Origin of the sequence: Caenispirillum salinarum AK4 (genome assembly GCF_000315795.1) — a bacterium.
GTDB classification, from domain to species: Bacteria; Pseudomonadota; Alphaproteobacteria; order Rhodospirillales; family Rhodospirillaceae; genus Caenispirillum; species Caenispirillum salinarum.
Map to the genome: position 1 here is coordinate 136,522 of NZ_ANHY01000005.1, position 19,418 is coordinate 155,939.

Annotated in this window: 15 protein-coding genes; 14 read left to right on the plus strand and 1 reads right to left on the minus strand. The window is 70.4% G+C overall.

Annotated elements, in window-relative coordinates:
* The first annotated feature begins 2 nt into the window (after nt 1-2).
* The 13 genes from C882_RS05870 (at nt 3) to C882_RS24955 (ending at nt 13,669) form a co-directional block, all read left to right on the plus strand.
* Nucleotides 3-2,918, plus strand: a complete 2,916-nt coding sequence (locus tag C882_RS05870) for a TAT-variant-translocated molybdopterin oxidoreductase (RefSeq protein ID WP_009539648.1) — start codon at nt 3-5, stop codon at nt 2,916-2,918.
* Nucleotides 2,911-4,326: an NrfD/PsrC family molybdoenzyme membrane anchor subunit gene (nrfD, locus tag C882_RS05875; RefSeq protein ID WP_009539649.1), complete on the plus strand. Its 1,416-nt coding sequence runs from the start codon at nt 2,911-2,913 to the stop codon at nt 4,324-4,326. The genes C882_RS05870 and nrfD overlap by 8 nt, the downstream gene beginning before the upstream one ends.
* On the plus strand, nt 4,323-4,850 hold the full coding sequence (locus C882_RS05880; protein WP_009539650.1) for a DUF3341 domain-containing protein: 528 nt from the start codon (nt 4,323-4,325) through the stop codon (nt 4,848-4,850). The genes nrfD and C882_RS05880 overlap by 4 nt, the downstream gene beginning before the upstream one ends.
* The gene (locus C882_RS05885; protein WP_009539651.1) at nt 4,847-5,371 is read left to right on the plus strand and encodes a c-type cytochrome; all 525 of its coding nucleotides are present in this window, start codon (nt 4,847-4,849) and stop codon (nt 5,369-5,371) included. The genes C882_RS05880 and C882_RS05885 overlap by 4 nt, the downstream gene beginning before the upstream one ends.
* Nucleotides 5,368-6,294: a hypothetical protein gene (locus tag C882_RS05890; RefSeq protein WP_009539652.1), complete on the plus strand. Its 927-nt coding sequence runs from the start codon at nt 5,368-5,370 to the stop codon at nt 6,292-6,294. Before C882_RS05885 ends, C882_RS05890 begins: the two co-directional genes overlap by 4 nt.
* The gene (locus C882_RS22985; protein ID WP_009539653.1) at nt 6,287-6,736 is read left to right on the plus strand and encodes a hypothetical protein; all 450 of its coding nucleotides are present in this window, start codon (nt 6,287-6,289) and stop codon (nt 6,734-6,736) included. The genes C882_RS05890 and C882_RS22985 overlap by 8 nt, the downstream gene beginning before the upstream one ends.
* The gene (locus C882_RS05900; protein WP_009539654.1) at nt 6,733-7,548 is read left to right on the plus strand and encodes an SCO family protein; all 816 of its coding nucleotides are present in this window, start codon (nt 6,733-6,735) and stop codon (nt 7,546-7,548) included. Before C882_RS22985 ends, C882_RS05900 begins: the two co-directional genes overlap by 4 nt.
* Entirely contained in the window at nt 7,545-8,546 is a 1,002-nt protein-coding gene (coxB, locus tag C882_RS05905) for a cytochrome c oxidase subunit II (protein WP_009539655.1), read from the plus strand. Before C882_RS05900 ends, coxB begins: the two co-directional genes overlap by 4 nt.
* Nucleotides 8,543-10,204 (plus strand): cytochrome c oxidase subunit I, encoded by a 1,662-nt coding sequence (locus C882_RS05910; protein ID WP_009539656.1) that lies wholly within the window; start codon nt 8,543-8,545, stop codon nt 10,202-10,204. Before coxB ends, C882_RS05910 begins: the two co-directional genes overlap by 4 nt.
* Nucleotides 10,201-10,851, plus strand: coding sequence for a cytochrome c oxidase subunit 3 (locus tag C882_RS05915; RefSeq protein ID WP_009539657.1), 651 nt, complete (start codon nt 10,201-10,203; stop codon nt 10,849-10,851). The genes C882_RS05910 and C882_RS05915 overlap by 4 nt, the downstream gene beginning before the upstream one ends.
* Before the next feature lie 4 nt (nt 10,852-10,855).
* A complete protein-coding gene (locus C882_RS05920) occupies nt 10,856-11,143 on the plus strand; it encodes a cytochrome C oxidase subunit IV family protein (RefSeq protein ID WP_009539658.1) in 288 nt (95 codons plus the stop codon).
* A gap of 130 nt (nt 11,144-11,273) precedes the next feature.
* A complete protein-coding gene (locus tag C882_RS05925; RefSeq protein ID WP_043643846.1) occupies nt 11,274-13,061 on the plus strand; it encodes a thiamine pyrophosphate-requiring protein in 1,788 nt (595 codons plus the stop codon).
* Nucleotides 13,062-13,459: 398 nt separating this feature from the next.
* Nucleotides 13,460-13,669 carry a hypothetical protein gene (locus C882_RS24955; protein WP_160166770.1) on the plus strand — a complete coding sequence of 70 codons (210 nt, stop codon included), beginning with the start codon at nt 13,460-13,462 and terminating at the stop codon, nt 13,667-13,669.
* 434 nt (nt 13,670-14,103) lie between these two features.
* On the opposite strand, the gene C882_RS05935 is transcribed toward C882_RS24955, so the two are convergent.
* Nucleotides 14,104-17,757, minus strand: coding sequence for an autotransporter outer membrane beta-barrel domain-containing protein (locus C882_RS05935; protein ID WP_043643853.1), 3,654 nt, complete (start codon nt 17,755-17,757; stop codon nt 14,104-14,106).
* Between the two features lie 273 nt (nt 17,758-18,030).
* On the opposite strand from C882_RS05935, the gene C882_RS05940 reads away from it, so the two are divergent.
* Nucleotides 18,031-19,380 (plus strand): RsmB/NOP family class I SAM-dependent RNA methyltransferase, encoded by a 1,350-nt coding sequence (locus C882_RS05940; protein ID WP_009539662.1) that lies wholly within the window; start codon nt 18,031-18,033, stop codon nt 19,378-19,380.
* Nucleotides 19,381-19,418 lie beyond the last annotated feature (38 nt).

A 19,418-nucleotide genomic window follows, 5' to 3' on the forward strand; every position in this document is an offset into this window, starting at 1 on the left:
CCATGACCAGCCGCGACACCATGCATAACGGCGCGACCGGCCGCGACCTGTGGCTCAGCCTGGAGCACCGGGCCGACCCGGAGGGCGCCGCCGCATGGGTCGAGCAGGAATTCGGGCCGAGCGCCCGGCACGCCCTGGAAAGCGACCGCCGCACGTTCCTGAAATGCATGGCCGCCTCGTTCTCGCTGGCGGGGCTGGCGGGCTGCGACTTCACGCCGCCGGGCGAGGTGGAGATGCGCGGGCGCGGGTCGTCCTGGGCGCAGACCGACGAACGCGCCCACTACGCCACCAGCGTCACCCGCGGCGGCTGGGCCGTGCCGGTGCTGGCCGAAGTGGTGGGCGGCCGGCCGCTGCGCCTGGACGGCAACGCCGATCACCCCGCTTCCACCACCGCCGCCGACCACCACGCCCAGGCCGAGGTGCTGCGGCTCTACGATCCCGACCGTTCGCGCACCGCCCGGCGCTACGGGCAACCGGCCGGGCGCAAGCAGGTGCTGACGGAACTGGCCGCCATCCGCCGCGAGGCCGGCGAGACGGAGGGGGCGCGGCTTGCCATCCTCACCGGCCCCGTCACGTCCCCCAGTCAGGAACGGCTGCTGGCGCGCGTGCTGGAGGCCTGGCCGCAGGCGCGGTGGTACAGCTACGACCCGCTGCCCGAAACCGCGCCGCCGCGCGTGCCCCGGTTCCGCGAGGCGCGCGCCATCGTTTCCTTCGCCCACGACTTCCTCGGCCCCGGGCCGGCGCAGGTGCCGTGGTCCGCCGCCTTCGCCGCCCACCGCAGGGCCGAGGGGCCGCAGGCGCTGTTCGTGGCGGAGCCGACGACGACGCTGACCGGCATCCGCGCCGGCGCCGACCGGCTGCCCGCCGATGCGCCGCGCCTGGACGCGCTGGCCCGCGCCCTGCTCGCGCTGGCCGAAGGCGGCTCGGCGGGAGACCTGGGCGCCCGCGACCGGCAGTGGGCGGAACAGGCCGCCGCCGCGCTGGCCGACGCCGAGGGCCGGGGACTGGTGAGCGCCGGGAACCACGCGCCGCCCGGCCTGCACGCCCTCGCCGCCGCCATCAACCGCCGCTTCGGCAACGGCGGCATGATGGAGTATTTCGCCGAAAGCCCCTTCGCGCGGGGCGCGGCCGGCGGGCTGGAGGACCTGCTGGCGCGCGACGACGTGGCGACGCTGCTGGTGCTGGACAGCAATCCCGCCTTTCATGCCTCGCCGGACCTGGGGGTGGCGGACTGGATGACGCGGGTGCCGCGCATCGTCCACGCCGGCCTTTACCGCGACGAGACGGCGCGGCGGTCGCACTGGCACATCCCGCTCGCCCATCCCCTGGAAAGCTGGGGCGACGGCTACGCGGTGGAGGGCACCTACACCCTGCGCCAGCCGCTGGTGAACCCGTTGTTCGGCGGCTGGTCCGAGCTTCAGGTGCTGACCCGCCTGCTGGAGCCCGCCACCAAGGCGCCCGCCGACCGGGCGGTGGTGCGCGAGACCTGGGTGGCGCGCGCCAACGGCGGCGACGGCGATGACGAAGAGGCCTTCCGCGCCGCCCTGGAAGCGGGGTTCGCCGCCGGCGCCACCCTTCCCCGCCGCCCCGAGCCCGACGAATGGCCGGAGGTTGGCGCACCCGTGCCCGAGGTCGAGGCCGAAGCCGGGGCCGGGAGGCTGGAGGTGATCTTCCGGCCCGACGATGCGCTGTGGGACGGCGCGTTCGCCAACTGCGGCTGGATGCTGGAGTGGCCCAAGCCCATAACCAAGCTGACGTGGGATACGGTGGCGCTGATCTCCCCCACCCTGGCGGCCGAGAAGGGCCTGGCGGACGGCGACGTGGTGGCACTGTCCACCGCGGCATCCACGGTCACCGCGCCGGTCCTCGTCCAGCCCGGCCAGGCGGCGCGCACCGTCACGGTGGAGCTTGGCGGCGGGCGGGCCGCCATGGGCCGGCTGGCGGAGGGAGTCGGCTTCGACGGTTTCGCCCTGCGGCCCGCCGGCGGCCCGTGGCGGGCGCGGCTGGACGGCTTCAAGCCGACGGGCGCGCGCCATCCGCTCGCCCATACCCAGTTGGAAGGACTGATGCGCGACCCCGAGCCGGTGCGCGTGGTGCCGCGCCCCGAAGTCGACGCAGCACCCGAGCAGAAGACCGGCGAGGAGCGCCCCAGCCTCTATCCCGAGTGGGACAGCCCGGACCCGCACGAGTGGGCCATGGTCATCGACCTGGACCTGTGCACCGGCTGCGGCGCCTGCGTCACCGCCTGTCAGGCCGAGAACAACACGCCGATCGTCGGCAAGCAGGAGGTCGGCAAGGGCCGCGCCATGCACTGGCTGCGCGTCGACCGCTACTGGGAGGACAAACCCGAGGCGCCGCTGGCCCACTTCCAGCCACGCCCCTGCATGCACTGCGAGAAGGCCCCCTGCGAACTGGGCTGCCCCGTCAACGCCACCCTGCACGGCGACGGCGGGCTGAACCAGATGGTCTACAACCGCTGCATCGGCACGCGCACCTGCGCGAGCTTCTGCCCCTACAAGGTGCGGCGGTTCAACTTCTTCGACTATTCGGGCGGCGAAGTGAACGCCGCCGGCCGCCCGCAGCGCAACCCTGAGGTCACCGTGCGCTCGCGCGGGGTGATGGAGAAATGCACCTTCTGCGTCCAGCGCATCGAGCGCGCCAAGATCACCGCCGATCTGGAGGACCGCCCCGTCACCGACGCCGACGTCGCCACCGCCTGCCAGCGCGCCTGCCCGACGGACGCCATCCGCTTCGGCGACAAGGCGCGGGCGGACAGCGACATCGCCCGCCTGCGGCAAGGCCCCCGGCACTACGCGCTGCTGCACGAGTTGGGGACGCGCCCGCGCACCACCTACCTCGCCAAGGTCGCGCCGGACACCGCGGCGGGCAAGCGCGAGGGGGGCGGCGGCCATGGCTGAGACCGTCAAGCCGCGCCTCTATCCGCTGCACGGCGGCGACCTGACGGCGGCGGAAGCACAGATCGCCGACATTCCCCACCGCTTCCCCCTGCGCAAGCGGTGGTGGATCGCGCTTGGCCTGGCGGCCCTGCTGACCCTGGTGCTGCTGGGCACGGTGGGAGCGACCTTCGCCGAGGGCATCGGGTTGTGGGGCAACAACGCCCCCAACTACTGGGGCATGGCGATCATGAACTATGTCTGGTGGATCGGCATCGGCAACGCCGGCACCATGATCTCGGCCCTGCTGCTGCTGCTCGGCCAGGGGTGGCGGAATTCGCTCAACCGCCTGGCCGAGACCATGACCGTCTTCGCCGTCGTCTGCGCCGGCATCTTCCCCATCATCCATCTGGGGCGGCCGGGGTTCGTGCTGTACATGTTCCCCTACCCCAACACCATGGGGCTGTGGCCGCAGTTCCGCTCGCCGCTGTTCATGGATGTGACGGCGGTCTTCGTCTACCTGCTGGTCAGCCTCATGTTCTGGTACGTCGGCATGATCCCCGACTTCGCCAGCCTGCGCGACCGCGCGCCGACCCGGCGGCGGGCGGTGGTCTACGGCGTGCTGGCGCTGGGCTGGCGCAACAGCGCGCGGCACTGGCTGAACTGGTGGAGCGCCTACAAGGGCTGCGCGCTGCTGGCCGTGCCGCTGGTGATTTCGGTCCATTCGGGCGTCGCGCTGCTGTTCGCCATGGGGCCGCAGGCGGGATGGCACACGACCGTCTTCCCGCCCTTCTTCGTCATCGGCGCGCTGTTCTCCGGCTTTGCCGTCGTCGCCATGCTGGCCGTGGGCTTGCGCAGCATCTTCAGCCTGGATGCACTGATCACGACGCGCCACCTGGACGTTCTGGGCAAGGTGCTGCTGGCGACCGGCCTGATGACGTCCTACGGCTATGTCATGGAAGCCTTCACCATGTGGTGGAGCGGCGACCCGTACGAGATGAACACCCTGATGGACCGCTTCACCGGCGACTACGCCTGGGCGTGGTGGAGCACGATCGCCTGCAATCTGGTGCTGATCCAGCTTCTGTGGTTCCGGGCCTTTCGCGTGACCCCGGCGCTGCTGTTCCTCATGGGGCTGGTGGCCACGGTCGGCATGTGGCTGGAGCGCTTCATGCTGGTGGTGACGGCGCTCTACCGCCCCTTCATCCCGGCGGCCGACGGCTTTTATACGCCGACCTATGTGGAGTGGCTGATCTTCGCCGGGACGCTGGGCCTGTTCGGGCTGCTGTACCTGCTGTTCATCCGCTTCCTGCCGCTGCTGTCGGGCTTCGAGGTCAAGGAGACGCTGGCGGAAATGGCGCGCAAACGCGGCGAGGCCGTCGGCCCCGCCGGCCCGCGCGCGACCGCCGCCGCGAAGGAGGCGCCGCGATGAGCGATCGCTTCGGCATGGCGGCCCGCTTCGACACCGAGCACGCGGCGCTCGACGCCGTGCGCCGGGCGGTGGAGGCCGGCTGGCGGGTGGACGCCTATACGCCCTATCCGGTGCCCGGCATGGCCGCGGCGCTGCGCCACCGCGACCCCTGGCCCTTCGGCGCCCTGACCGTCGGCGCGGCGGCGGGTTTCGCGGCGGCCATGGCGCTGCAGGTCTACGCGGTCGCCGTCAGCTATCCCCACAACATCGGCGGCCGCGACCTGATCGCCTGGGTGCCCTTCACCATGCCCGCCTTCGAGATGGCCGTGCTGTCCGGCGTCTTCTGGGGCATTGCCGCCATGCTCTGGCGCAACCGCCTGCCGCGCCTGCACCACCCCGTCTTCAACTATCCCGAGCACGACCGGGCGGGGCAGGACGCCTTTGTGGTCTGTGTGGAGGACACGGGCGAGGATTTCGACGCCGCGGCCGTGCGGGAGTGCCTTGTTCGCGCCGGCGGCCATATGGTGCGGGAGGTGCCGCGATGACGGGCCGTCACCTCCTTCCGCTTCTGCTCTGCCTGCTGCCGCTGGCGGCCTGCCCCGACATGGCCGACCAGAAGCGCCCCGACATGGCGGAGCCGGAACCCGTTCTTCGCGGCCCCACCTCCAGCCTGCCCGTGCCGGGCACGGTGGCGCGCGGCGAGCGGTCGGCCTGGGACGTGCTGAAGGACCGGCCCGAGATGACGCCGGCCCTGCTGGAGCGCGGGCGGGAGCGGTTCAACATCTACTGCGCCCCCTGCCACGGCGTCGCCGGGCACGGCAGTGGCCTGATCGTCGAGCGCGGCTTTCCCGCCCCGCCGTCCTTCCACAATGACCGCCTGCGCGATGCCACGCCGGGGCACTTCCTGTCGGTCATCGAGAACGGCTTCGGCGTCATGTATCCCTACGGCGACCGCGTGCGGCCCGCCGACCGCTGGGCCGTCGTCGCCTACATCCGGGCCCTGCAGCTCAGCCAACACGCGCAAGTTTCCGAGCTTCCCGAGCCGTTGAGGGAGCGTCTGCCATGACCGCCGCGGACGCCATGCTCAGCCTGTTCTCGCTGACCCTGTTCCTGTTCGGCCTGTCGGCCGGGGCGGTGCTGCTGCTGCTGATCCGCGCCGTCACCTGGCGCGGGTGGATGGGGCCCGTCTGGCCGGGCCTGGCGTGGCTGGCGCGGCTGGCGCCGCTGACGGGGCTGCTGTTCGCCGGGTCCTACGTGCTGGCATGGCCGGCCTATCCGTGGGCGGAGGACCCGGCGCTCGGCGGCTACCTGTCGCCGCTGTGGACGGGCGTGCGGCTGGCCGTGACGGTGGCCGTGATCGCGCTGGCCGGCCCGCTGCTCGCCGCCGACCGGCTGGAGCGCCCGGGCGGCGTGCCGCTGCTGATCGCCGTGGTGCTGCTGGTCAGCATGGCCTCGGTGGACTGGACGCTCAGCCTGGCCCCGCACATGAAATCCTCCACCTTCGGCCTGCTGATGCTGACGGGCTGGGCGGTGCAGGCGCTGGCGCTGGTCACCGCCGCCGGGGCGCTGGCCTGGGACCGCTCCAGCCGCGCCGTCTGGGGCGCGGTGCTGCTCGTCGGCGTGGCCCTGTGGGTGTACCTGGAGTTCATGCAGTACATCGTGATGTGGGGCGCCAACCTGCCGGCCCAGGCGGAGTGGTGGATCTCCCGCACGACCGCACCGTGGCGGCCCTTCCTGTGGGTGGTCGGCCTGCTGCATTTCCTGGTGCCCGTCCTCTGCCTCGCCCACCCGGGGGTGCGGGCGAAACCGGTAGCCCTGCTGATCGCCAGCCTGTCCATCCTGGCCGCGCGGGCGGTGGAGACCGTGCTGTGGACCCTGCCCAGCGTCTCGGCCGACGTCTTCCTGGCCGCCGCTGCCGTGCTGGCGGCGGTGGCCCTGTGCCTGGTGCTGGTCGGCGGGCTCAAGCGGCGGGAGGCACGCCATGGCTGAGCACCGCCTGGGCGAGACCGGGGGCACCCGCGACGTGGAGCGCCGCGACGCCCCAACGCGCGGGGTGATCGTCGCCGGCGTCGCCTTCCTGGTCACCGTCGTCGCCGTCTCTTTCGCCGCAGGGCCGTTCATCGCCTGGCTGACGCAGCCGCCGCCGGCGGTGCCCCGAGTGCCGGGCATCCTGGAGCGCCAGGGCCCGCCGCTGCTGGTGGACCCGGCCGAGCGGCTGGACGAACGGGCGCGCGCGGCCCGCGACCAGCTCACCGGCTTTGCGTGGGTGGACCGCGACGCCGGCATCGCCCGCATTCCCCTGACCGACGCCATGGACATCCTGGCCGACCGGGGATGGCAGGCCCCGCCGCCGCAAAGCCCGCCGCGCCGCATGATGCCCCTGCCCACCCGCCGCAACACGCCCGACGACACCGGGGAGGCTGACGAATGAGACTGCTGCTCGCCCTTCTCGTGCTGATCGCCGCCGCCGCGCCTGCCCTGCCGGCGTCGGCCGGCGTGCCGTTCGACCCCTTCGGCTCCGTCGCCGTGGACACGCCGGAGGACGCCCGCGTGCCGGGCGGCGCCCGCTTCACCGACCGCACCGGCGCGCCCGTGGACCTGGCGGAGGTGGTCGCCGGAGATGTGCCCGTGGTGCTGGCGCCGGTCTATTACGACTGCCCCAACATCTGCACCGTCTCCACTGCCAGCCTGGTGCAGAGCCTCTCCCTGCTGACGGCGCTGGAGCCGGGGACCGACTACCGCGTGGTGTTCTTCAGCTTCGACCCGCGTGAGGGCCCCGGAAAGGCGCGCGAGGCGCTCGCCGGCCTGAAGGAGCGGCGCTTCGACTATCCCGGGCTCGACCAGGCGCGCTTCCTGTCCGGCCCGCCCGAAAGCATCGAGGCGGTGACCCGCGCGCTCGGCTACCGCTATGCCTGGGACGAGGAGATCCAGCAGTACAGCCACGCCAACGCCTTCGCCGTGCTGACCCCCGACGGCCGCGTCTCGCGCTGGATCAACGCCATTTCGGTGGAGCCCACCGACCTGCGGCTCGCCATCGTCGAGGCGGGAAACGGCGCGGTCGGCGACGTGTCGGACTTCCTGCTCATGCTCTGCTACCAGTACGACCCGACCACCGGGAAATACGGCCCCATCATCGACGTTTCCATGAAGGCCGCCGCCGGCATCACCCTGGCCGTGCTGTTCGGCTTCATCGGCCTCGCCCTGTGGCGGGAGCACCGCAACCGCAACAGGCGGGCGCCATGAGTCAGACGCCCGCCACGCCCGCGCCTGTTCCCGCCCCCGCGCCCGACGCCGGCTTCCGCTTCTGGCTGGACAGCATCTCGCCCTATGCCGAGCAGGTGGACTGGCTGACCTTCGGGTTCCTGGGTCTGCTCGCGGTGCTGACCGCGCCGGTGGCGATCCTGCTGCCGTACTTCGTCATCAAGTACCGCCAGGGCAACGACGTGCCACGCGGCCAGGCTCCCAGGCGCAACCGGCTTTTGGAGCTGACATGGGCGCTGGGGCCGCTGTTCCTGTCGCTGATCTTCTTCTGGCAGGCGGCGGACATGTTCGTGAAGCAGCGCACCATGCCCGACGACGCCCTGACCATCCACGTGCAGGGCAAGCAGTGGATGTGGCGCTTCCAGCACCCCGGCGGCCAGCGCGAGATCGACACCCTGCACGTGCCGCGCGGCGAGCCCGTGAAACTGCGCATGATCAGCACCGACGTCATCCACAGCCTGTTCCTGCCGGCCCTGCGCATCAAGCATGACGTCCTGCCCGACCGCTACACCGAGATGTGGTTCCAGGCCGAGGAAACCGGGCGCTATCACATCCTGTGCGCCGAGTTCTGCGGCACCGGGCATTCGCGCATGCGCGGCACCTTCGTGGTGATGGAGCCCGAGGCCTATCAGGACTGGCTGGACGACCGCGTGCCGTCGGAAACCCTGGTCGAGCGGGGCGAAAAGCTGTTCACCGCCTACGGCTGCGCCGGCTGCCATGCCGACGGCGGCAGCCAGGTTGTGCGGGCGCCGGACCTGACCGGGCTGTGGGGCAAGTCGGTGCCGCTGAAGGCGGGCGGCACGGTCACCGCCGACGCCGATTACATCCGCGACAGCATCCTTCTGCCGCGCAAGCACATCGTGGCGGGCTATCCCGCCATCATGCCCAGCTTCGAGGGCCAGATCGCGGAAGGCGACCTGGCCGAGCTGGTCGCCTACATCCAGGCTCTCGGCACCGGGGAGGGAACCAGCCGGCCATGAGCACCATCGCCGCCGACGCCAAGCGCCCGAGCTACCTGACCGCGTCGCTGACGCTGTGGTCGTGGCTGTCCACCACCGATCACAAGCGCATCGGGATGCTCTACCTGATCTCCATCACCGTGCTGTTCGCCGTGGGCGGGCTGGCCGCGACATGGATCCGGGTGGAGCTGATCACGCCCGGCGGCGACGTCATGTCGGCGGACGGCTACAACAAGGCGTTCACCATCCACGGCGTCATCATGGTGTGGTTCTTCCTGGTGCCGTCGATCCCGACCGTCCTGGGCAACTTCGTCCTGCCCCTGATGATCGGCGCCAAGGACGTGGCCTTCCCGCGCCTGAACCTGGCAAGCTGGTACATCTTCATGGCCGCCGCCATCATGGCGCTGTACTTCATGCTGGTGGGCGGCGTGGACACGGGATGGACGTTCTACACGCCGTATTCCAGCATGTTCTCCAACACCCACGTCACCGGCGTCATCGCCGCAGTGTTCATCGTGGGGTTCTCCTCCATCGCCACGGGGGTGAACTTCATCGTCACCGTGCACAAGATGCGCGCGCCGGGAATGACGTGGTTCCGCATGCCCATCATGGTCTGGAACCTCTACGCCACCGCCCTGGTCATGGTGCTGGCCACACCCGTGCTGGCGATCAGCCTGTTCCTGGTGGCGGTGGAGCGGCTGTTCGGCATCGGCATCTTCGACCCGACCCTGGGCGGCGACCCGCTTCTGTTCCAGCACCTGTTCTGGTTCTACAGCCATCCGGCCGTCTACATCATGATTTTGCCGGGCATGGGCGTGACGACCGAGATCATCGCGTGCTTCGCGCGGCGGCGCATCTTCGGCTACAAGTTCGTGGCCTTTTCCGCCATCGCCATCGCCGTCATCGGCTTCGGCGTCTGGGGGCACCATATGTTCGTCGCCGGGCAATCGGTCGTCGCCGCCGTGGTGTTCTCGTTCATGAGCTTCCTGATCGCCGTGCCCTCGGCCATCAAGGTCTATGCCTGGACGGCGACGCTGTACAAGGGCGAGATCCTCATCCGCACGCCGCTGCTCTACGCCCTGAGCTTCATTCTGCTGTTCGTGCTGGGCGGCATCACCGGGCTGATCCTCGCCAGCCTGGCGCTGGACGTGCATGTGACCGACACGTACTTCGTCATCGCCCACTTCCACTTCATCATGGTCGGCGCCAGCGTCTCGGCCTATCTGGGCGGCATCCACTTCTGGTGGCCCAAGATGACCGGGCGCCTGTACCCGGAAGGCCCGGCGCTGGTGGCGGCGCTGATGGTGGGCATCGGCTTCGTGCTGACCTTCATGCCGCAGTTCTGGGCCGGATACCTGGGCATGCCGCGCCGCTATCACGAATATCCGGAGGAGTTCCAGATCTTCAACGTGCTGTCCTCGGGCGGCGCGGTGATCCTGGCGATCGGCTACGCGCTGCCGCTGGTCTACCTGCTGTGGTCGTTGAAGTACGGCGAGCGCGCCGGCGAAAACCCGTGGGGCGCGACGGGGCTGGAGTGGTCGGTGCCCTCGCCGCCGCCCGAGGACAACTTCGACCGCACGCCCATCGTCGACGACGAGGCCTACAGCTACCGTCCCTACGCCCCGCAGGTGGCCCAGCGCGACCCGGAATCCCCCGAGCACCACGGAGGCCCGCGATGACCGGCGACGACCGCGCGTCCGACGACGTCGTGCTGCAACACCATTTCGCCGACACCGACCAGCAGCGCGCCGCCAACCGCATGGGCATGTGGATCTTCCTGGGCACCGAACTGATGCTGTTCGGCGGCATCTTCCTGGGCTTCCTGACTTACCGCGTCATGCACCCGCACGGGTTCGAGACCGCCGCGAGCCACACAGACCTGCTGATCGGAACCGTGAACACCGCCGTGCTGCTGACCAGTTCGCTGACGGTCGCCATCGCCGTCGCCGCCGCCCGCCTGCGCGACCGTCGCACCGGCCTTGCCGCCCTGGGCGCGACGCTGGCGCTTGGGGCGGTGTTCCTCATGCTCAAGGGCTATGAATACTACAAGGAATACGCCGAGGGCCTGATCCCCGGCGCCGGCAAGGCCTTCCCGCTGGAGCAGGAGGGCACCATGCTCTTCTGGAACCTGTACTTCGCCGCGACGGGCCTGCACGCCTTTCACCTGACCGTGGCGCTGTGCCTGGTGATCTGGATGATGCTGCTGTGGACGCGCGGCACCACCGACCGCGTGCCCGAGGGGACGGAGGCGGTCGGCCTGTACTGGCACCTGGTGGACGTCATCTGGGTGTGGCTCTACCCGCTGATATACCTAGCCGGGAGGTGACGCGATGGCACCGGACCTCAAGCACCACATCAAGACCTGCGTGTTGACGTGGGCGGGCTTAAGCGCCTTCCTGGCCGCCACCTACGGCGCCGCCATGCTGCCGCTGAGCCCGACCCTGAGCGTCGTCTCCAACCTGGGCTTCGCGGCGTTGAAGACCGGCCTGATCGCCTGGATCTTCATGCACCTGAACGAAAGCCAGCCGCTGACGCGCATCTCGGGCCTGGCGGCGCTGCTGTTCCTGGCGCTGATGTTCTACCTGACCATGGTCGACGTGCTGTTCCGGGGGAACTGAGCAGGTTCTCCGCCGAAAGGGACGCACGCGCGCGGCAACCCACCCCGTCCCGGCAACCGTTTCACCGGCAGAGACCGGACGCAACAGTGCGCCCGGAAATCCGCAACGACCAGACCAACGGGTGGAAGACATGGCCGAGACCGTCAGCGACTATTTCTGGAAACGTGTCGGCGACTGGGGCGTGACGCGCATCTTCGGCTATCCGGGCGACGGCATCAACGCGCTCGTCGGCGCGCTGGACAAGCAGGAGGAGAAGTTCAGCTTCGTGAAGTCGCGCCACGAGGAAATGTCGGCCTTCATGGCCTGCGGCCACGCCAAGTTCACCGGCGAGACCGGCGTGTGCCTGGCGACCAGCGGCCCCGGCGCCATCCACCTGCTCAACGGCCTGTATGACGCGCGGCTGGACCACACGCCGGTGGTCGCCATCGTCGGCCAGCAGGCGCGCGCCGCCATGGGCGGGCATTACCAGCAGGAAGTGGACCTCATCACCCTGTTCAAGGACGTGTCCAAGTACGTCCACCAGGTCAACAGCCCGGCGCAGGTGCGCCACGTCATCGACCGCGCCTTCCGCATCGCAAAGTCCGAGCGCACGGTCTGCACCATCATCGTGCCCAAGGACGTGCAGGAGATGGACGCCGTGCCCGTGCCGCCGCACGCCCACGGCACGGTGCATTCCGGCGTCGGCTATTCCTTCCCGCGGGTGGTGCCGGAAGACAGGGACCTGAAGGCCGCCGCCGACGTGCTGAACGAGGGCAAGAAGGTCGGCATCCTCATCGGCCAGGGCGCGCGGTTCGCCAAGGAAGAGGTGATCGAGATCGCCGAGAAGCTGGGCGCGGGCGTCGCCAAGGCGCTGCTCGGCCGCACCGCCATTCCCGACGACCTGCCCTTCGTCACGGGCTCCATCGGGCTTCTGGGCACCCGGCCCAGCTACGACCTGATGAAGGACTGCGACACGCTGCTGATGATCGGGTCCAGCTTCCCCTATTCCGAGTGGCTGCCCGAGGAAGGCCAGGCGCGCGGCGTGCAGATCGACGCCGACGCCTCCATGCTGTCGATCCGCTATCCTATGGAATGCAACCTGCACGGCGACGCCAAGGCGACGCTGCAGGCCCTGCTGCCGCTCATCCACCAGAAGACCGATCGCAAATGGCGCGAAACCATCGAAGACAGCATCTCGCGCTGGCGCAAGGTGCTGGAGGAGCGCGCCATGAACAGCGCCGAGCCGGTCAACCCGCAGCGCGTGTTCTGGGAGCTGTCGCCCCGCCTGCCCGACAACTGCATCGTCACCGCGGACTCCGGGTCGGCCGCCAACTGGTACGCCCGCGACCTGGTGTTCCGCGACGGCATGATGGGCTCGTTGTCCGGCGGCCTCGCGACCATGGGTCCGGGCGTGCCCTACGCCATCGCCGCCAAGTACGCCTATCAGGAGCGGGCCGTGATCGCCTGCGTCGGCGACGGTGCCATGCAGATGAACGGCATCAACGGCCTCATCACCATCGCCAACTGCTGGAAGACCTGGAAGGACCCGCGGCTGGTGGTCATGGTGCTGAACAACGAGGACCTGAACCAGGTCACCTGGGAGATGCGCGCCCAGGACGGCGATCCCAAGTTCGACACCACGCAGAAGATCCCCGACCTGCCCTACGACAAGTTCGGCGAGCTGCTGGGCCTGAAGGGCATCTTCGTCGACGATCCCGAGCGCATCGGCCCGGCCTGGGACGAGGCGCTGTCGGCGGACCGGCCGGTGGTGCTGAACGTCAAGACCGACCCCAACGTGCCGCCCCTGCCGCCGCACATCCGCCCGAAGAACGCCAAGGCGTTCATGTCGACCCTGCTGGCCGGCGATCCCGACCAGGCCAAGATGCTGCGCCAGACCGTCAAGGATCTGGTCGTGGACATCTTCCCCGGCAAGCGCTGATCCGGGCGACGACGCGACACGCGAAGGCCCCGCCGGCCGATCCGCCGGCGGGGCTTCTTCGTGCGCGCCTTGCGTGCCACAAGGCGCGGCGGCCGGTCGGCCTCGCCGGGCGACGACTGCACAGTTTCGTGCGTCGCCCGGCTTTTCTCCGCGCCGGCGCAGGGCAGCGGAACCGCCAGCAGGCCGGGCCAGGATGCCGCCCATCCGGTAGTGTGCGCCGCGCCCGGAACCACCCGCCGCGCCGCGCAGGAGGCCGCGCCCTGGCGCGCAACGAAGGCCTCCGCCACCGCCGGCGGGACGATGGCATCCTTTCCGCCCGACACATGAAGCTGCGGCACCGCCGCCACGGCCGCGGCGCGGTCCGCCGGGTCGAGCGACCCCCGCAGGGGCGTCGTGTCGTGCAGGCGGGCGATCATGGCGTTGTCCAGGGCCCCGGCCACGGTCCGCAGCGCCGCCACGTCATGGCGGCGGCCCGCGACCAGAACGGCGACGGCGCCGCCTCCCGAAAACCCGGCCAGTTCCACGCGGGCGGCGCCGGCGCGTCGGGCGAGCGCGGTGACGGCCGCATCCACCGCTGCCACGACCTCGGCTCCGTGCCGGTGGGATGACCAGTAGCGGCGGTCGCCCCGGCAGGCCGCGTCCCGCGCCACCCCGCCGAACTGGCAGGGCCGCGCCAGGTACGCGACGTTGGCCGCCGGGTCCGCCGCTGCCAGCCGCAGCGCGACCGGATCGACCGGCGACGGATCGCTGGACAGGCGCCGGCGGCTCAGCCACGCCAGTCCGTCCCCCTCCACATAGACCCGCAAAGGCGCCCCCGGCCGCGTCAGGCGATGGAACGCGGTCAGGCTGAAGGAGCCCGCCGGAATCACCTCTTGCGACAGGCCGGCCGTGGCCGCAACGGCGCGCGCCGTTTCCAGCCGCGCGGCCGGATCGGGCGGCGCGGCGCTGCCGCCGGCACAGGCGGCGACGGTCAATGCGGTGCAAACGGCAACGGCGGCAGCCAGAAGCCGCCGCCGTCGGGCGTGCGCCGCCGTCCGCCGGCTCACCACCGGAAGACGATGCCGCCGTTGACGGTGTGCTGGGTCTGCTCGGCGTTGAACTCCCCGCCGTAATCCACGAACAGGCCCATGCTGTCGGAGTTGGTCGACAGGCCGAGGCCCAGGACGCCGACCGTGTTGTTCACGTCCGGGCCCGACACCGTGAAATCGGTGGTTCCGCCGGTGAAACGCGCCGTGGCGCTGCCGTCGGTATCGCCGAAACGATGCGCCACGCCGACCTCGGCCGTTGGCACCACCCGCCAGCCGCCCTGGCTGGTATAGGGGTAGGCGACGCGCAGGCCGGCGCTGGCGCGGCCGGTGGTGTAGGTTTCGCTGTCGAAGGCGAGGTCGGCACCGGCCAGAGCGCCGGTCAGGCCGCTTTCGGTAAAGCTTTCGCGGTCGAGCAGCGAGACATCGAGCCCGGCATAGGGCTGCACCTCCAGCCCGCTGGCGGCGAAGGTGCGGCCGACCTCCACCCCGGCGCCGTATTCGTTGGCGTTGTAATCGGCGGAGGCCGTCTGGGCATTGCCGCCGGAGACCACCAGCCGCTCGGAGTCATAGGCGTGGCGGCCGTAGAACACCGTGCCGTTGGCGTACCACGGGCCCTGCGTCCAGGTGCCGTAGATGCCCAGCTGGTAGCTGTCGACGTCCGTTTCCGTGCCGGCGAGGTCGCTGTCGACATTGGTCCCGGCGTAGCCGAGGGCAACGCCCACCAGCAGGTCGTCGGTGACCGGCGTGTCGGCGCCGGCGCTCAGCCCCCAGGTGCGCGACCCGTAGCCGGCGGCCGAGGCGTCGCCGTCGACCTCGCCCCAGCTTCCCAGGCCGGCCAGCCAGAGGCTGCCGCTGCGGAAGATGCCGCCGTCCTCGGCGGCCATGACGTCGCCGGTATTGACGCCCGCGCCGGCTCCAGCCGCGCGGCCCGACGCAGACGCCGCCCCCATCGCGCCGGTGAACTGGCCGGTGGCCTGGCCCGAGGCGGAGACGGCGACCGCGGCGCTTTCGCCGTTCCAGGTCTTTTCATCGCCGCTGCGCGCCTCCAGGAAGCCCGGCGCGACGCCGGATTGCAGCAGCTCGTTGACCGCATTGGCGCGGTCGGAGGCGATGCCCGGCACCACCTCGCGGATGTCGGCGATCTTCTCCATGGTCAGGGTGACGGTCGTGCCGTTGTACGACAGCGCCGGATTCAGGAACAGGAAGTCGTCGGTCACCGAGGCGAAGGTGCCGGTCACCGCGCCCGCCTGGGCGATGGTGTAGGTGGTGGTGTCCTGGAAGTCGGCGGCCGTCCACGTCTTTTTGGTCGTGGCGCCGGTTGGCGTCTCGGCGGTGACGAAGACGGTGGCCGCCGGGTCGATGGTCAGCGTGCCCGTGACGCTCAGCTTGTCCGACGTGCCGTTGGGGTCGATCTCCACCTCGTAGACGCCGGACTTGGTGTAGTTGCCGGTGTTCGTGATGGTGCCGATGGAGTTGCCCGGCGCCAGGCGGCCGCGGTCGGTGATGTCGCCGACGATGGTGCCCGACCCGCCGAGAATGCCGTTGCCGCCGACGGTGACGCCGCCGGTGGTGGTCATGGTGCCGTTGACGGCCAGACCGCCGGCATTGATCTCGGCCTTGTCCACCGTGACCTTGCCGTTGAGCTTCCAGCGCTTGGACGGCTGCGGCGCCGGGTCCTCCAGCTTCAGGGTGGCGAAGTTCTTGATCTCGGTGTTGATCTCGCCGCCGCCCTGCAGGTTCAGCGTGTTGGTGCCGTGGCCGCCGTCGATGGGGCCGCCGATGCTGGCGCCGTCCTTGAGCCCGACCGTGTCGTCCCCGCCGCCCATGGTGACGGCGCCCGTCACGGTGCTGGACAGGTCGACGGTGCGGGCATCGTTGGTGCCGGAGAAGTCCACCTGGGCGGTCTGCCAGCCGGCGCCCACGTTATAGACCTCGAAGTTGCTGAACAGCGACAGATCGACGGTGCCGCCGGGGCCGGCCACGGTCAGGGTGTCGCGGCCGGTGTTGCCGTCGACGCCCGGCACCGACGAGCCGTAGCCGTGGACATATTCGTCGTCGCCGGCGCCCAGGTCGACGGCGCCGCCGATCTCGCCGGCGTTGGCGACCAGGTCGTTGCCCGCACCCGTGGTGACCGTGCCGGTGATGCGGCCGAAGTTGGCGACCGTGTCCTCGCCGGTGCCGCCCGTGTAGCTGCCGGTCAGCACGCCGCCCTTGCTGAGGTCCTGGGCCGTGTTGAACATGGCCCGGATGGCCGTGTCGTCGCCTCCGCTGCCGTCGCTGCCGACCACCGCCACATAGGCGTCGCGGAAGGTGGCGGTGCGCTGGCCATTGACAAAGATGTTGTCCTGGTCGCCCAACTGCACGTCGCCGGTGATCGTGCCGACGTTGACGACCTCGTCCTCGGGGGTGTGCCACTGGGTGGCGACGGCGTTGCTCTGGCCCAGGACCGCGACGTTGCCCGCGCCCGATGCATCGATGAGACCGCGATTGACCACCAGCATTCCCTTGGTGCCCACGCGGCCGTCCACCACGCCGGTCACGGTGCCCAGGTTGAAGACCTCGAACTGGCCGGTGCCACTGATGATCGAGCCATTGACCGTGCCCGACAGCGTGCCCGCCGGCTCGCTCAGAAGCATGACGTCGACCAGCGGGTCCTGGTCCATCGGCACGTTGTCGGCCGTGATGCCCGCCAGCAGGTCCGGCACGGCGGCCAGATTGAAGAAGATCGATTCGCCGCCGGCCATCCGCACATCGCCGGTGATGGTGCCGAAGTTCAGCACCTCCGCCGCGATGTCGTTGGAAGTCCCCGCCTGGCTGAGGTCCACGGTGCCGTTGAGGGCGCCGGCGTTGTAGACGAAGCCGTCGCCCGCGCCCAGGTTCACGCCGCCGTCGATGGTGCCCAGGTTGTAGACCTCGTCGCGGTCGTTGCCGCCCGTGACCCCGCCGGTGACGTGGCCGGTGGCTGTCGGCGTCGCGGTGAGGCCCAGCAGGACCGGCGCCATGGTCGGCGCATCGTCGTTCATCTGGCCGATGTTCGGGATGTCCTGCGCCAGCGCGTCGGTCAGGCCGCTCGCCGCGCCGCCGACCACCAGCCAGTTCTCGCTGCCGTTGCCCAGGTCGACGGTGTCCACGGTACCCGCGGCATAGACGAAATCGTTGCCGTCGCCCATGGACAGCCCGCCGTTCAGGGTCGAGCCCTTGCCGAGGAAGACCTCGTCATTGCCGCTTCCCATGTCCACGGCGCCGGTGATGGCGCCGAAGTTGACAAGGTGATCGGTGTCGCCGCCCAGGCTGATGGCACTGTTGATGGTGCCGCCGTTGCCGGTGGCCCCCGCCTGGGCATTGGACAGCAGGTCGGCATAGGTGGGCTCGCCGCTATAAATGTCGGGCTTGGGAATGCCATCGCCGAGGTTGACCACGGCCTGGTTGTCGGCGCCGCTGTTGATGCCGGCGCCGGTGAACGTGGTTGCCGCGCCGGCCTGGTTGAACAGAGCGGAACCTGCGGGCAGCGGCTTGTCCGTCCCCGGTGCGGTCGTGCCGGAGCAAACGACGTCGTCATTCGCCTGGTCCACGCAGGCCGCCGCCGCCGGCTGCGCCGGTATGGAGACACAGACCGTCAGCGCGATGACCGACACGGAACCCAAGGCCCGGGCACGCAGACTCACCATTGACTCCCCCCAAGACAAAATGCATCCAATCTGGAATACAAAACCCCAAAAGCCTTAGGTATATGTCATTCGTTATAAGAGCACACCTTTGTTCATGATATCTTCGAGACAGGCGCCCCCTGATTTATCAGGATATTAGAGAATTCAACCCGTCACACCCGCCTGGGTTGACCCTGACCCGCGGCGACACGCTGCGCCGCACGGGCGGCTTTCACGTTGGCCGGCATCGCGCTATATCTCGCGGCCGCACCGCATCCGAGAGCACCGTTTCCCATGCATGACGCAGCCCGACTCCAGGCCGCCATCGACCTCCTGGGCGAGATCGAATCCGTGTCCCGCCCTGCCGACGGCACGGCCTCCGCCTTCTTCCGGTCGCGCCGCTTCATCGGCTCCAAGGACCGCCGCGCCATCGCCGACCGGGTGTGGGGCGTGTTGCGGCGCTGGGCGCGGCTGACCTGGTGGTGCCACTGGGCCGCGCAAGGTGCGGGGCGCGAGGGCATGAGCGTGACGCCGCGCCTGCGGGTGATCGCCGACCTGCTCATCACCGACCACCTGAAGGTGGACCCGCTGGACCGACTGTTCTCGGGCCAGACCCACGCGCCCGACCGCCTGAGCGCGGCAGAGGCCGCCGTGGCCGACCTGCTCCAGGGCCGCTCCGCCACGCACCCCGACATGCCGCCCGCCGTGCGGTTCGAGGTGCCCGACTGGATCTATCCGCGCTTCGAGGCACTGTTCGGCGCCGACACCGACTCAGAACTGGCCGCCATGCTGCCGGAGGCGCCGGTGGACCTGCGGGTGAACACCCTGAAGGCGCAGGACCGCGATGCCGCCCTGGCGGCGCTGGCCGCCGACGGGGTCGAGGCCTCGGCCACCGACCTGTCCCCGCTCGGCCTGCGCCTGCCCGCCGGCCGCGTGAACCTGCCCACCACGCAGGCCTTCAAGGACGGGCTGGTGGAAGTGCAGGACGAGGGCTCGCAGCTCATCGCGCTCCTGACCGACGCCCGCCCCGGCATGGCGGTGGTGGACTTCTGCGCCGGCGCCGGCGGCAAGACGCTTGGGCTGGCGGCCGGCATGGGCAACAAGGGCCGGCTGATCGCCTGCGACGTCTCGGAAGGCCGCCTTGATCGCTCGGCGGCGCGGCTGAAGCGGGCCGGCGCCCACAACGTCACCCGCCGCGTGCTGTCGAGCGAGTCCGACAAGTGGGTCAAGCGCCACGCCAAGGGCTTCGACCGGGTGCTGGTGGACGCGCCGTGCACCGGCACCGGCACCTGGCGCCGCAACCCCGACGCCCGTTGGCGGCTCTCGCCCGAGCAGCTCGACGACCTGACCCGGCGCCAGGCGAGCATCCTCGACAGCGCCCGCCGGCTGGTGAAGCCCGGCGGCCGGCTGGTCTACGCCACGTGCTCTCTGCTGCCCGAGGAAAACGCCGATCAGGTGGAAGCCTTCCTGGAGCGCTGGGAAGACGCCGAAGGCTGGCGTGTCCTGCCCGTCTGCGAGGTGTGGGAGGCGGCCGTCGGCACCAACTGCCCCATGAACAATTACGCCACGGCGCTGCGCCTCACCCCCGCCCGCCACGGCACGGACGGCTTCTTCACGGCGGTGCTGGAGCGGGGCGAGGGCTGAGCCCCGACCCCCGCTGCAACGCCTCGAAAACGGTGGAG

Bases quoted from the DNA above. Each gene is read 5' to 3' on its own strand.
- C882_RS05870 (WP_009539648.1), top strand. From the start codon at position 3: ATGACCAGCCGCGACACCATGCATAACGGCGCGACCGGCCGCGACCTG.
- nrfD (WP_009539649.1), top strand. From the start codon at position 2,911: ATGGCTGAGACCGTCAAGCCGCGCCTCTATCCGCTGCACGGCGGCGAC.
- C882_RS05880 (WP_009539650.1), top strand. From the start codon at position 4,323: ATGAGCGATCGCTTCGGCATGGCGGCCCGCTTCGACACCGAGCACGCG.
- C882_RS05885 (WP_009539651.1), top strand. From the start codon at position 4,847: ATGACGGGCCGTCACCTCCTTCCGCTTCTGCTCTGCCTGCTGCCGCTG.
- C882_RS05890 (WP_009539652.1), top strand. From the start codon at position 5,368: ATGACCGCCGCGGACGCCATGCTCAGCCTGTTCTCGCTGACCCTGTTC.
- C882_RS22985 (WP_009539653.1), top strand. From the start codon at position 6,287: ATGGCTGAGCACCGCCTGGGCGAGACCGGGGGCACCCGCGACGTGGAG.
- C882_RS05900 (WP_009539654.1), top strand. From the start codon at position 6,733: ATGAGACTGCTGCTCGCCCTTCTCGTGCTGATCGCCGCCGCCGCGCCT.
- coxB (WP_009539655.1), top strand. From the start codon at position 7,545: ATGAGTCAGACGCCCGCCACGCCCGCGCCTGTTCCCGCCCCCGCGCCC.
- C882_RS05910 (WP_009539656.1), top strand. From the start codon at position 8,543: ATGAGCACCATCGCCGCCGACGCCAAGCGCCCGAGCTACCTGACCGCG.
- C882_RS05915 (WP_009539657.1), top strand. From the start codon at position 10,201: ATGACCGGCGACGACCGCGCGTCCGACGACGTCGTGCTGCAACACCAT.
- C882_RS05920 (WP_009539658.1), top strand. From the start codon at position 10,856: ATGGCACCGGACCTCAAGCACCACATCAAGACCTGCGTGTTGACGTGG.
- C882_RS05925 (WP_043643846.1), top strand. From the start codon at position 11,274: ATGGCCGAGACCGTCAGCGACTATTTCTGGAAACGTGTCGGCGACTGG.
- C882_RS05935 (WP_043643853.1), bottom strand. From the start codon at position 17,757: ATGGTGAGTCTGCGTGCCCGGGCCTTGGGTTCCGTGTCGGTCATCGCG.
- C882_RS05940 (WP_009539662.1), top strand. From the start codon at position 18,031: ATGCATGACGCAGCCCGACTCCAGGCCGCCATCGACCTCCTGGGCGAG.